Origin of the sequence: Aquabacterium sp., from assembly GCF_050725395.1 — a bacterium.
GTDB lineage: Bacteria > Pseudomonadota > Gammaproteobacteria > Burkholderiales > Burkholderiaceae_C > Aquabacterium.
This window is the reverse complement of the sequence record NZ_JBOHHL010000017.1, coordinates 51,388-64,123: the sequence shown is the minus strand read 5'-3', so window position 1 is coordinate 64,123 and position 12,736 is coordinate 51,388. Positions and strand designations below refer to the sequence as shown.

At 66.1% G+C, this 12,736-nt stretch carries 9 protein-coding genes; 4 read left to right on the top strand and 5 right to left on the bottom strand.

Annotated features, from left to right (window positions below; translation table 11 throughout):
• Positions 1-10 precede the first annotated feature (10 nt).
• The gene (gene recG, locus ACREB4_RS12275; protein WP_431588530.1) at positions 11-2,062 is read right to left on the bottom strand and encodes an ATP-dependent DNA helicase RecG; all 2,052 of its coding nucleotides are present in this window, start codon (positions 2,060-2,062) and stop codon (positions 11-13) included.
• Between the two features lie 294 nt (positions 2,063-2,356).
• On the opposite strand from recG, the gene queA reads away from it, so the two are divergent.
• From queA to ACREB4_RS12255, 4 genes are read left to right on the top strand one after another with little or no spacing between them, the layout of a single operon-like run.
• Positions 2,357-3,400 (top strand): tRNA preQ1(34) S-adenosylmethionine ribosyltransferase-isomerase QueA, encoded by a 1,044-nt coding sequence (gene queA / locus ACREB4_RS12270; protein WP_431588507.1) that lies wholly within the window; start codon positions 2,357-2,359, stop codon positions 3,398-3,400.
• Between the two features lie 50 nt (positions 3,401-3,450).
• The gene (locus ACREB4_RS12265) at positions 3,451-5,784 is read left to right on the top strand and encodes an ATP-binding response regulator (protein WP_431588506.1); all 2,334 of its coding nucleotides are present in this window, start codon (positions 3,451-3,453) and stop codon (positions 5,782-5,784) included.
• Between the two features lie 36 nt (positions 5,785-5,820).
• A complete protein-coding gene (gene tgt, locus ACREB4_RS12260; protein WP_431588505.1) occupies positions 5,821-6,969 on the top strand; it encodes a tRNA guanosine(34) transglycosylase Tgt in 1,149 nt (382 codons plus the stop codon).
• A gap of 5 nt (positions 6,970-6,974) precedes the next feature.
• Positions 6,975-7,502: a hypothetical protein gene (locus ACREB4_RS12255; RefSeq protein WP_431588504.1), complete on the top strand. Its 528-nt coding sequence runs from the start codon at positions 6,975-6,977 to the stop codon at positions 7,500-7,502.
• Between the two features lie 23 nt (positions 7,503-7,525).
• Here ACREB4_RS12255 and ACREB4_RS12250 read toward each other — a convergent pair whose 3' ends face one another.
• The 4 genes from ACREB4_RS12250 to ACREB4_RS12235 are packed head-to-tail and all read right to left on the bottom strand — an operon-like array spanning position 7,526 to position 12,593.
• On the bottom strand, positions 7,526-8,551 hold the full coding sequence (locus ACREB4_RS12250) for an endonuclease/exonuclease/phosphatase family protein (RefSeq protein WP_431588503.1): 1,026 nt from the start codon (positions 8,549-8,551) through the stop codon (positions 7,526-7,528).
• A 32-nt stretch (positions 8,552-8,583) separates the two neighbouring features.
• Positions 8,584-9,291, bottom strand: coding sequence for a CAAX prenyl protease-related protein (locus ACREB4_RS12245; RefSeq protein ID WP_431588502.1), 708 nt, complete (start codon positions 9,289-9,291; stop codon positions 8,584-8,586).
• A gap of 30 nt (positions 9,292-9,321) precedes the next feature.
• On the bottom strand, positions 9,322-10,680 hold the full coding sequence (locus ACREB4_RS12240; RefSeq protein WP_431588501.1) for an MFS transporter: 1,359 nt from the start codon (positions 10,678-10,680) through the stop codon (positions 9,322-9,324).
• The gene (locus ACREB4_RS12235) at positions 10,677-12,593 is read right to left on the bottom strand and encodes an MFS transporter (protein WP_431588500.1); all 1,917 of its coding nucleotides are present in this window, start codon (positions 12,591-12,593) and stop codon (positions 10,677-10,679) included. Before ACREB4_RS12235 ends, ACREB4_RS12240 begins: the two co-directional genes overlap by 4 nt.
• Positions 12,594-12,736 lie beyond the last annotated feature (143 nt).

Sequence of the window (12,736 nt, the reverse complement as noted above, 5' to 3'; positions counted from 1 at the left end):
ATACCGACGCTCAGGCCTTGAGGTATTCGGCCTTGCGGCCCAGCCAGCGCTGCACGTGGCGCTGGGCGATCTGCGGGTGGTCGCGCAGCAAAGCCAGGGCGGCTTCGCGGGCGCGATCGACCAGGGGCTGGTCTTCGCCCAGGTCGGCGAAACGCAGCAGGGCTGCGCCCGATTGGCGCGCCCCCATGAACTCGCCAGGGCCCCGAATGTCGAGGTCTCGGCGCGCGATCTCGAAGCCGTCGTTGGTCTCGACCATGGCCTTCAGGCGCGACTTGCCCGAATCCGACAGGGGCGACGAATACAGCAGCACGCAGACGCTGGCCACCGCGCCGCGCCCCACCCGGCCGCGCAACTGGTGCAACTGGCTCAGGCCGAAGCGCTCGGCATGCTCGATGACCATCAGGCTGGCGTTGGGCACATCGACCCCCACTTCGATCACGGTGGTGGCCACCAGCACCGACAGCTCGCCGCGCGAGAAGCGGTCCATCACCTCGGCTTTCTCGGCCGCGGGCAGACGCCCATGCAACAGGCCGACGGCATGGCCATGCAAGGCATCCGACAGCTCCTGGTGCGTGTGCGTGACGTTGCTCAGGTCCAGTGGCGGGCGGCGATTGCTGTCGCGGCCCGCCTTCTGGTCGGCCTTCTGGTCGGCCTCTTCGGTTTCATCGATCAGCGGGCAGACCCAATAGGCCTGGGCGCCTTTGGCCGCCTCGTCGCGGATGCGCTCGATGACCTCGTCGCGGCGTGAGTCGGCGAAGACCTTGGTGACGATGGGCGTGCGGCCCGGCGGCAACTCGTCGATGGTGCTGACTTCGAGGTCGGCCAGGTAGGTCATGGCCAGGGTGCGCGGGATGGGCGTGGCGCTCATCATCAGCAGGTGGGGCTCCATGTCGGTGCCCTTGAGCTTGCTGCGCAGTTGAAGGCGCTGGGCCACCCCGAAGCGGTGTTGTTCGTCGATGAGGGCCAGGCCCAGCTTGGCGAACTCGACCTGGTCCTGGATGACGGCGTGCGTGCCCACCACCAGTTGCGCCTCGCCCGAGGCCACCAGGGCCATCTGCTCGCGCTTGGCCTTGGCTTTGAGGCTGCCGGTGAGCCAGGCGACCTGGATGCCGAGCGGTTCGAGCCAGCCCACCAGTTTGCGGAAGTGCTGCTCGGCCAGGATCTCGGTGGGCGCCATCAGGGCACATTGCCAGCCCGCGTCGATGGCCACGGCGGCGGCCAGCGCGGCCACCACGGTCTTGCCTGAGCCCACATCGCCTTGCAGCAGGCGGTGCATGGGTTGGGGACGCGCCAAGTCTTGCGCGATTTCGTCACTCACCCGGCGCTGGGCGGCGGTCAGCTGGAAGGGCAGCACCTGCAAGAGGCGCTCGTGCAGGCCGCCGTCGCGCGAGGGCAGCGCCGGGGCCTGCAAATGAGCCCGCTCCTGGCGGGCCTGCAATTGCGACAGCTGCTGGGCCAGCAACTCTTCGTACTTCAGGCGCATCCAGGCGGGGTGGCTGTGGTCTTCCAGGGTGGCGAGCGAAACCTCCGGGCTGGGGTGGTGCAGGAAGTTCAAGGCCTGGCGCAGGCTGGGCCAGGAGGCAGGCATCACCCCGGCGGGCAGAATCTCGTCCAGCGGGGCGCGCATCAAACCCGAGGCCACGGCCTTGCGCAGGTAGGTCTGCGGCAGGCCCGCGCTGGTGGGATACACCGGGGTCAGCGCCTCGGCCAGCGGCGCGCCTTCGCTCACCACCTTGACGCTGGGGTGCATCATCTCGCGCCCCAAGAATCCATGGCGCAACTCGCCTCGCACGCGCAGGCGCACGCCGGGCGCCCAGGCCTTTTGCTGGGTGGCGTAGAAGTTCAGGAAACGCAGTTGCACCTCGCCCGTGCCGTCGTCCAGCTTCACCAGCAACTGCCGGCGCGAACGCAGCTCGATGCGGTTGTCGCGCACCACGCCTTCGACCTGCACCGTGTCGCCATCGCGGGCATCGCGCAGCAAGGTGAGCCGGGTTTCGTCCTCGTAGCGCAGCGGCAGGTGCAGCGCCAGGTCGATGTCTCGCACCAGGCCCAGCTTGTCCATGGCCTTGGCGGGTGCCGATTGAGCGGGGCGACTGGGGGTGGGCTTGGCCGGCACGGAAGGGCTGCTTGTCACATGTGGATGAATCCGGATTGTGCAATGCCGCCAGGAACGCAAGCCGGGAGAACGCTTAGCCGCCTTGTCCGAACAAAGTACACCCGCAGACAAACCGCGCGTGAAATGGACCCGCACCCCCCCGCAACAGGTGGTGATTAACGTGCATTGACATGCGGGGTTTCGCGGACAATCATGCCTTTCCTTGGCACGGGGCTCGTCAGCCCCTCAATGGCACCCGTCATGACACGCAGTTTTTCCCTTGGCGACTTCGATTTCGAGCTTCCGCCCGAACTGATCGCCCAACACCCCGCCGCCGAACGCAGCGCCTCCCGGTTGCTGGACGGCAGGGGCCCCGAAGTCATCGACCGTGTCTTCCGCGACCTGCCCTCGCTGCTGAATCCCGGCGACCTCCTGGTCTTCAACAACACCCGCGTGATCAAGGCCCGCTTGCATGGCCTGAAAAGCAGCGGCGGCTCGGTGGAAGCCCTGGTTGAGCGCGTGCTGCCCGGCCAGGAAGTGCTCGCCCACATGCGCGCCAGCAAATCACCCAAGGCCGGCAGCGTGGTGCGCTTCGCGGACGCCTTCGATGCCGAAGTGCTGGGGCGCGGCGGCCCTGATGACGGCCTCTTCCACCTGCGGTTTTCCGGCGACCCCTTGACCTTGCTGGAGCAGCACGGCCACGTGCCACTGCCGCCCTACATCACCCACGACGATTCGAGCGAGGACGTCCAGCGTTACCAGACGGTGTTCGCAGCGCGCCCGGGCGCCGTGGCGGCCCCCACCGCCGCCCTGCATTTCGACGAGGCGCTGCTGGCGGCGCTGGCCCGGCGCGGCGTGCAGACTGCCGAGGTCACGCTGCACGTCGGGGCTGGCACCTTCCAGCCTGTGCGCACCGAGAACCTTGCCGAGCACAAGATGCACAGCGAGTGGTTCGAAGTGGCCCAGTCCACCGTCGAGGCCATCGAGCGCACCAAGGCCCAGGGCGGACGCGTGGTCGCCGTGGGCACCACCACCTTGCGCGCGCTGGAGTCCGCCGCGCTGTTCTGCGCACCCCACCAGATCCTCAAAGCCGGTAGCCGCGACACCGCCATCTTCATCACCCCGGGCTTCGAGTTCAAGGTGGTCGATGTGCTGATCACGAACTTCCACCTGCCCAAGAGCACACTGATGATGCTGGTCAGCGCGCTCGCGGGCTACGAACACATCCGGGCGCTGTACCGGCATGCGATCGAGCACCAATACCGGTTCTTCAGCTATGGCGATGCGATGTTGATACAGCGGTAGACCCGCCAGGCCTGGCCAGGCACTCACGATAAAAAAACATTGGGAATGGAATGAACAACTACCTACGGCACTTGGGGGTGCTGCTGGTCCTCTGGGCCATGGGCAGCGCGTGGGCGGCGCCCAGCATCGTGGTGACCAACGCCACCCTGGCCAAGGGCCTGTGCTCCGAGCACCAGGCCGAGATCCCGGTCAGGTTGCCCGATGACTGGAAAGCACACAACCTGAAGCTGCCAGCCGTGGCCTGTTACCGCGCCAAACTCTACATGGCGCATTCGCCCACCGTCGCCTGGGCCTTGCGCATCGACCGCTTGCCGGGCAACCACCGCATCACCGTCAACGGCATCCAACTGACCACGCGCCACATGGAAGGCGCCGAGGTCACCAGCATGGCCACCCTGCCCTACCTGATCGAGCTGCCGGTGAACGTGCTGCTGGCGGGCGACAACGACATCGAGATCGACGTGCGCATGGGGCCCTTCCGCAAGCCGGGCATCTCGCCCATGGCCGCAGGCCCGATCGCGCACATGCGCGCGGACTTCGACACGTGGACTTCGCTGACCGTCGACCTGCCCAAGACCCTGAACTGGACGGTCGCGGGCATGGCCCTGTTCCTGTTGCTGGCCTGGCGCGCTCGGCCGTCGGACAAGGTGTTCGCCTACTTCGGCGGGCTGATGGTCATCATGTCCTCGCGCAATGCCTTCTATTTCCTGGAGACCATCGGCTGGCCGGTCCCCATCGTGGACTGGCTGTTCTTCTCGTCGCAGGCGATCACCACCTTCTACCTCTTCGCCTTCGGCATGAGCTATGCCAATGTCAACCTGCAGCGCGTCATCAACCCCATGCGGCTCCTGCTGGGCGTCCTGCTGGTCGCGTCGTTCGCGGCGGTGGACACGCCTCACATGGACACCCTGCGGCTGATCGTCTACCCGCTGATGATGGTCTGCGGCATCGTCGTGGTCATCAAGGTGGTGCAAGAAGCCTGGAAGCGCCATTGGCTCGAAACCATCTTCATGACCGCCGGCCCGGTCGGCACCCTGGTCAGCGTGGCGCACGACTACCTCTTCCTGACCTCCTACCTGGACGTCACCGACCTGTTCTGGACGCCCTACAGCACCCCCATCATCTTCCTGGGCTACGCGCTCACGCTGATGCGCAAGTTCGTGGACACCATGAACCTGTCGGAGCGCATGAACATCACGCTGGAAGAACGCGTGGCCGAACGCACGCGCGCGCTCGAAGTGGCCAACCAGTCGAAGACGCGCTTCCTGGCCTCGGCCAGCCACGACCTGCGCCAGCCCACGGCCGCCATCGGCCTGCTGGTGAGCCTGCTGCGCCAGCAGAAGGTCGAACCGCCCGTGCGCGAGCTGACCGACATGCTGGACGAGGCCGTCGCCTCGATGGAATCGCTGCTGGTGGGCTTGCTCGACATTTCGCGCCTGGACGCGGGTGCCGTGCAGGTGCAGTTCCAGCCGGTCTGCCTGAACGACGTGTTCCAGGCCGTGCGCGTGCACGAGAACAGCGCGGCCGAGGCCAAGGGCCTGCAACTGCGCTTCCGCTTCCCGGCCGATGCCGGCCCGCACCTCACCGTGCTGACCGACCCCGTGCTGATCCACGGCGTGCTGCGCAACCTGGTGGCCAACGCGATCCGCTACACGCAGCAAGGCGGTGTGCTGGTGGCCGTGCGCCGCCATGGCAAACGCCGGCTGCGCATCGAGGTCTGGGACACCGGCATCGGCATCGCGCCCGACCAGCAGGAACGCATCTTCGACGAGTTCTACCAAGTCAGCAATGCCGCGCGCGACCGCAGCCGGGGCATCGGCCTGGGCCTGGCCATCGTGCGGCGCACGGCCTCGCTGCTGGGCGAGCAGGTCACGGTCAAGTCGCGCGTGGGCCGCGGCTCCTGCTTCTCGATCGAACTGCCGCTCAACCACGTCAACACCAGCAAGCCGGTGAAACCCGCCTCGCCCGAGCAGCCCATGACCGGCCGCAACGTTTGGGTGGTGGAAGACGACCCCATCCTGCGCCGCGCCCTGGGCGAGATGCTTCAAAGCTGGGGGGCGCAAGTGCGCACCTGGCCCGATGGCGAAGGCCTGCTCGATGAACTGCCGCAACTGCTGGCCACGACCTCGCGCCAGCAGCGCCCCGACATCCTCATCACCGACTACCGCCTGCCCGGCATCAACGGCCTGCAATTGAGCCAGACCATCCAGGCCTACCTGCGCGAATCCGGGGTGTCGCTGTACACCCTGATCATCTCGGGCGACACCGACCCGGCCGAGATCGCCCGACTGAGCGCGTCCGGCCAGCCGGTGATGGCCAAACCCTTCCGCAGCGAGCGCTTGCTGGAACAATTGCTGGCATTGCACCAAGCGAAAGCGGCCTGAGCGCGGCGCCCCGGTCAGTGCGGCGACAATACCGGCATGCTGAATTTCGACCTGATCAAGACCGAAGGCCACGCCCGCCGTGGCCGCCTCACCCTCAACCACGGCGTGGTCGAGACCCCCATCTTCATGCCCGTGGGCACCTATGGCACCGTCAAGGGCGTCATGCCGCGCTCGCTCGAGGAAATGGGCGCCCAGATCATCCTGGGCAACACCTTCCACCTGTGGATGCGGCCTGGCCTCGATGTGATGAAGCAGTTCGGCGGCCTGCACAAGTTCGAGAGCTGGCAAAAGCCCATCCTGACGGACTCGGGCGGCTTCCAGGTGTGGTCGCTGGGCGAAATGCGCAAGATCAGCGAGGAAGGCGTGCGCTTTGCCTCGCCGGTCAACGGCGACAAGCTCTTCCTGACGCCCGAGGTCAGCATGCAGATCCAGACCGTGCTCAATTCCGACATCGTCATGCAGTTCGACGAGTGCACGCCCTACTGGAAGGGCGGCAGCGAGGGCAAGGCCAACGGCCACATCACCACCGAACGCGAAGCCCGCGTGTCGATGGAATTGAGCCTGCGCTGGGCCAGGCGCTGCATCGCCGAATTCGACAAACTGCAGAACCCCAACGCCCTGTTCGGCATCGTGCAAGGCGGCATGTTCGAGAACCTGCGCGAAGAATCCCTGGCCGGCCTGGTCGACATGAACCTGCCCGGCTACGCGGTCGGCGGCGTGAGCGTGGGCGAGCCCAAGGACGAGATGCTGCGCGTGATGGACCACATCGTGCACAAGCTGCCTGCCAACAAACCCCGCTACCTGATGGGCGTGGGCACGCCCGAAGACCTGGTGGCCGGCGTGGCCGCGGGCGTGGACATGTTCGACTGCGTGATGCCCACACGCAATGCGCGCAACGGCCACCTGTTCACCCGCTTTGGCGACCTGCGCCTTCGCAACGCCCGCTACAAGAGCGATGAGCAGCCGCTGGACTACACCTGCAGCTGCCACACCTGCCAGAACTTCAGCCGCGCCTACCTGCACCACCTGGACCGCTGCAATGAAATGCTCGGCCCCATGCTGACCACCATCCACAACCTGCACTACTACCTGAACCTGATGCGCGAAGTGCGCGAGGCCCTGGACGCCGGCACCTTCACCGAGTATCAGAAACAGTTCGCTGCCGACCGCGCCCGAGGGGTCTAGCGCCGATGGATCTGCTGCGCTGGTTGGGGAGGAGCCTGCGTCGCCTGCTGACTTCGATCGGCATCTGGCTGATCGGCCTGGTGCTGCTGTTCGAGGAATGGGGTTGGGAGCGCCTGGCCCGCGTCCTGGCCTGGATCGGCCGCCTGCCCGGCTTGCGCTGGATCGAAGGGCGCATCCGCACCCTGCCGCCCTACGCGGCGCTGGGCCTGTTCACCGTCCCCATCCTGACGCTGTTGCCGCTCAAGCTGCTGGCGCTTTATTGGCTGGGCAAAGGGCACACCCTGCTGGGCGTCAGCGTCATCATCGCGGCCAAGCTGGGTGGCACGGCCATCACGGCCCGCCTGTTCATGCTGACGCAGGCCACGCTCATGCAATTGCCTTGGTTCGCGCGGTGGTTCGGCCAATGGATCCGTTTCAAGGACGCGGTGCTGGCCAGGGTCAAGGGCAGCGAGGCCTGGCGACAATGGACCGCGTTCAAGCTACGGGTCAAACGCCTGATGCGCCGCATGGGCCATTGGTGGCGGCGCGGCTGAGCCTCCACACACCAGCCGCCGGGTCACTCCCGGACCATCAGCAAGTCGGCGATGACGGGACGGTGTTCCGACGCCACCGTGCCACCGGTGAACACTCGCCGGACCCCGATCTCTTCACTGACCAGGACATGGTCGATGCGCAGCAGCGAGATGCCCGGCCACAAGGAGTGCCCATGCGTGTAGCCATAGCCACGGCCCGCCACCGAGAAGGCATCGCGCAGGCCAGTGTCCAGCAGGTCCTGGACCACGCTGGACCGCTCCGGGGCGTTGAGGTCTCCGGCCAGGATCCGTGGGCGCTTCATCAGGCGGAGCTGCTCCGCCAGCACGCTGGATTGGGTCACGCGCTTGTTCACGTTGTCCTTCCACATGCCCAGCCCCTTGACGCCCGCGCTGCGCGTGGCATTCAAACCGGCGCGAGGTGTCAGCAGGTGCACCGTCACCAGGTCGACTTCGGTGTCGTTCACGACCAGCACGCAGTGCACGAAACTGTGGCGTGACTCCTGGTGGAAAGGGATGGAGCCCGTCTGGCAATCCTTGATCGGCAAGCGGCTGGCGACGATGTATTGCCCCGACCCATAGACGGTTCGATCGCCGAAGATGGCCTTGCGCGCCGCGATGGGTGCCAGGCCATCGGCCAGCAGGAAACCGGCATCCTGCATCACCAGCACGTCGGGGTCGTGCAAGCGGACTTCGGCCGCGACCTCGGCCAGGCCCTGGGGGCGGTGCACGGCGTAGTAGGCCTTGACGTTGTAGGTCATCAAGCGCACGGGGGCATGCCCTTGGTCGGGATGCCCCCAGACCAGGCCCATCAGAACCACGGCGGCCAGGCCCAGCGAACACAGGGAGAGCCAGCGCCAGCGCCAGCCCAGCCAGAAGGACCACACGAATGCCGCCATCGCCGGCAACAGGTAGACGGGATAAGGCAGGTACAGCAGCAGGGCCCGCGACGCGTGGTTTTCGGGATCGTTGGACAGCAGCGCCCACATCAGCAGCAAGCCCGCGGTCACCGCCGCGATCACCAGCTTGCCCAGACCACACCACCACCTCATGAGGCGCGCCACGAAACCCTTGCCCAAGCTGCTCACCAGAACTGCCAGTTGCCGTACAGCACCACCCACACACCCAAGACGCCATTGGTGACCGCGTGAGCCAGGATGGGCGACCACAAGGACCCCGTGCGCCTGTACAAGCAGGCGTAGGCCAGGCCCGCCACGATGGCGGCCAACCACTGCGTGTGCGCCAGCATGAACACCAGGGTGGACAAGACCACCGCCTTGGCGGTGACCTTGCGCGGATCGACCTTTTCGAAATCGGGGCGGTCGACCCAGCGCATCAGGTAGGAGCGCCAGAACAGTTCCTCCATGACCGGCACCATCAGGGCCGCACCCACCCAGCGCACCACCACCAGGCCCCATTCGATGCGCCCCTCCGCGTCCACCGGCCGGAAAGTGGCCGTGGCCGCGCCCACATCCTTGGTGCCGAACAACATGCCCATGAGGTTGTCCGTCATCATCCAGGGCTGCGCCAGGTTGATCCACAGGTAGAACACCACCACGCCCACGACCACCGCCAGCAACAGCTCCTTGGCCGAGGGCAAGGTGCCACGCGCCAGCTCCTGGTAGTCGCGCCAGAAGAACACCAGGCTGGCGCTGACCACCAGCACCGACACTCCGTAGATCCAGCGCGGATCGATGCCCAAGCTGCCATCGGCCGGCACGTGGCCACGGATGGCCAGGATCACCATGAACAACACGAATGGCAGCACACGGGCCAGGACCGAACGCGACAAGAAGCTTCCCATGATGTTCGAAGAGTTGAGTTAGGCCTGCGATTGTGACCCAAGCCTGTGACGCACCCAATACAAGGCGTGTCTGACGAAAATAGGCTGCCAGGCAAAGGCCAGCGAGCACGCCACGGTGTGAACCACCGCCAGCGCGCCGAACAGCTGGCCCATGCTCAAACCCACCGCGCTCAAGCCCCCGACCATGACCGCGCTGAGGAGGATGAACAGGGCGTTGAGGATGTTGTTCGTCGCGATGATGCGGGCGCGGTGGCTGGGCTCGGCCCGCGCCTGCATCTGGGCGTACAAGGACACGCTGAACAAGCCCACCGACAGGGCCATCAGCAGCAGGTCGGCCAGGAAGCGCCAGTGCGCGGGGTTCGTCACGAACTGCGCGGCCGTCCAGGGTGGCCGGTCGACCAGGGCATTGGCCTGCTCCAAGGCCTGCACGGCCAGCGACATCTCCACCGCGAACACCGCCATGCCCAAGGCGCCCAAGGGCACCAGGCCAAGCTCGACCTTGCCCCGGGACAGGCCTTCGCACATCAAGGCCCCGCCACCGATGCCCAGCGAGGTCAGCACCAGCAAAAAGGCCGCCACACCCTCCTGTCCGTGGAGCACCTCTTTGCTGAGCGCCGGGAACATGGCCAGGAAGCCCGCCCCGAAGAACCACATCCACGAAATGCCCAGCATCGAGGCGAACATCAGGCGGTCTTCATGGCAGCGGCGCAGGTTGCGCCAGGTTTCGGCCACCGGGTTCCAGTGGATCTTCAGACCCGGCGCCACCGCAGGCGTGCTGGGCACCCAGTGCGAGGCAAGGCGCCCCAGCAAAGCCATGGCCACGATGGCCAGGCCCACGACCCAGGTGCCGCCCACATCGGGCGAGATCAAAACGCCCCCCGCCAAGGTGCCCATCAGGATGGCCAGGAAGATGCCCATTTCCAGCACGCCATTGCCACCCGTCAGTTCATGCGGTCCCAGGTGCTGTGGAATGTAGGCGTAGCGCACCGTGGAGAACAGCGACACGTGCACCCCTGCCAGCAACACACACGCCAGGATCAGGGGCACATCGCGCTGCCACAAGGCCCAGGCGGCCAGCGCCATCATGAGCACCTCCAGGCCCTTGCCCAGGCGGATCAACCAGGCCAGGTCGCAGCGGTCGGCCCATTGACCCAGCGTGGCCGAGAGCAGCAGGGACGGGGCGATGAAGATCGCGCCCAGCAGCGGCCCGACCAGCGTGGGCGGCAACCAGGGCACCGCCAACTGGTAGGTCAGCAGCAAGGTGGCCGAGAACTTCAGCAGGTTGTCGTTCATCGACCCCAAAAAGGTCGTGAAGAAAAACGGTGCGTAACGCCGCTGCCTCAGCAGCCGGAACTGGTGCGGCTGCTCGGGCTTCAAGGTGCTGGCTCGTTCAGCAGGGCCTGGACACGGGCCTGCAGGCCCTCAGGCGTGACCTGCCCGGGCGGGATGGCCTCGCCCACCACCAGGCCCACGTGGTTGAACATCCCGCGGCGCAAGGGCTTGGCCATGGCCACCCCGTCGATGCGCGAGAAGCTCGATCCCCACAGGTTGTGCAAGGCCGATGGGATCACCGGCACCGGGTTGGTCTCCAGGATCTTCATGATGCCGGCCTTGAAAGGCTGCAAGCTGCCGTCACGCGTGATGGCGCCCTCGGGAAAGAGGCACAGCAACTCGCCATCGCTCAGGGCCTGGCGGGCTCGCTCGAAAGCGCGCTCGTAAGCCACCGGGTCTTCTTTCTGCGGCGCGATGGGGATGGCCTTGACGGCGCGGAAGAACCAGCCCAGGCCGGGCGTCTTGAAGATGCGGTGGTCCATCAGGAAAATCATGGGGCGGGGACTGATGACGCCCAGGATGACCGCATCGACGAAGCTCACGTGGTTGCACACCAGGATGGCCGCGCCATCGGTGGGCAGGTGGTCTTCACCGCGCACCTTGAGGCGGTAGACGATGCGGGCCGCGACCAGCATCACCAGGCGCAGGATGTACTCGGGCATCAGCCAGAACACGTAGCCCACCACCACGATGTTGAGCACGGCCGTGGCGCCGAACACCTCGGGAATCGACAGGCCAGCCCCGAGCAGCGATCCCGCCATCAGGCTGCTCACGATCATGAACAGCGCATTGAGGATGTTGTTGGCCGCGATGATGCGGGCGCGGTGGCTGGGCTGGGCGCGCAGCTGGATCAAAGCGTACATGGGCACGCTGTACAAACCCGCGCTGAATGCCAGCAAGGCCAGGTCGGCCATCACGCGCCAGTGGGCGTGCTGGGCCACGAACTCGCCCACCGACATGAGGCTGCCCAATGGATGGGTCAGGCCACGGCTGGCCAGGTAAAGGTCGAAGGCGAACACCGACATGCCGACCGCGCCGATCGGCACCAGGCCGATCTCGACGCTGCGGTGCGAGAAGGTTTCACACAAAAGCGAGCCGATGGCAATGCCCACGGAGAACACCACCAGGAGCAGCGAAGCCACCTGCTCGTTGCCGCCCAGCACATCGCGCGCGAAGGACGGGAACTGCGCCAGGAAGACCGCGCCGAAGAACCACATCCACGAGATGCCCAGCAGCGATCGGAACACGCTGGGGTACTCGCCCGCCAGCTTGAGGTTGCGCCAGGTTTCGGTGACCGGGTTCCAGTTCAGCTTCAAGGCTGGCTCGGCCGAAGGTGAGGCCGGGATCCGCAAGGCGGTCAGCCAGCCGATCAAGGCGACGGCCAGGCAGGCACCCGCCACCCAGTGCACACCGGTCTCGGGGATGCTCATCAGCAATCCACCGCCCACATTGCCCAGCAGGATGGCCACGAAGGTGCCCATCTCGACCATGCCGTTGCCGCCCGTCAGCTCGCGTGCGCTCAGGTGCTGCGGCAGGTAGGCGTACTTGACGGGGCCGAAGAAGGTGGAATGCAGGCCCATGAGGCAAACACAGCCCAGCAGCAACGGCACGTTCTGGGTGAAAAAGCCCAGCGCCACCACCACCATGATGGCGACCTCCAGCAGCTTGATGGCCCGCATGATGCGGCCCTTGTCGTATTTGTCGGCCCACTGACCCGCCGTGGCCGACAGCAGCACGAAGGGCAGGATGAAGAGCGCGGCGATGACCAGGCCGGCCATCTTGGCGTCCAGCCAGGACACGCGCAGTTGGTAAGTCACCAGCACCGTGAAGGCGAACTTGAACAGGTTGTCGTTGGCCGCGCCGAGGAACTGCGTCCAGAAGAATGGTGCGAAGCGGCGCTGACCCAGGAGGGCGAACTGCCCGCTGGGCGGCGTGGCTTGACCGGGGATGTTGCTCAAGATCTTGTTCCTCTCACGGATGCTGCAGGCATGGTGTGTCGTCAGGCGAAATGAAATGTATAGGGAAATGTGGCCCGTTTGATCACCCGATCAGCAAGGTGGATTGTGGGCAAACCAAACCGGCAGGGTCAACCGATCAATAC

Excerpts from the sequence above, each read along its gene's own strand:
- ACREB4_RS12250 (WP_431588503.1), bottom strand. The coding sequence starts at position 8,551 with ATGAGGTGGTGGTGTGGTCTGGGCAAGCTGGTGATCGCGGCGGTGACC.
- recG (WP_431588530.1), bottom strand. The coding sequence starts at position 2,062 with ATGGACAAGCTGGGCCTGGTGCGAGACATCGACCTGGCGCTGCACCTG.
- queA (WP_431588507.1), top strand. The coding sequence starts at position 2,357 with ATGACACGCAGTTTTTCCCTTGGCGACTTCGATTTCGAGCTTCCGCCC.
- ACREB4_RS12255 (WP_431588504.1), top strand. The coding sequence starts at position 6,975 with ATGGATCTGCTGCGCTGGTTGGGGAGGAGCCTGCGTCGCCTGCTGACT.
- ACREB4_RS12265 (WP_431588506.1), top strand. The coding sequence starts at position 3,451 with ATGAACAACTACCTACGGCACTTGGGGGTGCTGCTGGTCCTCTGGGCC.
- tgt (WP_431588505.1), top strand. The coding sequence starts at position 5,821 with ATGCTGAATTTCGACCTGATCAAGACCGAAGGCCACGCCCGCCGTGGC.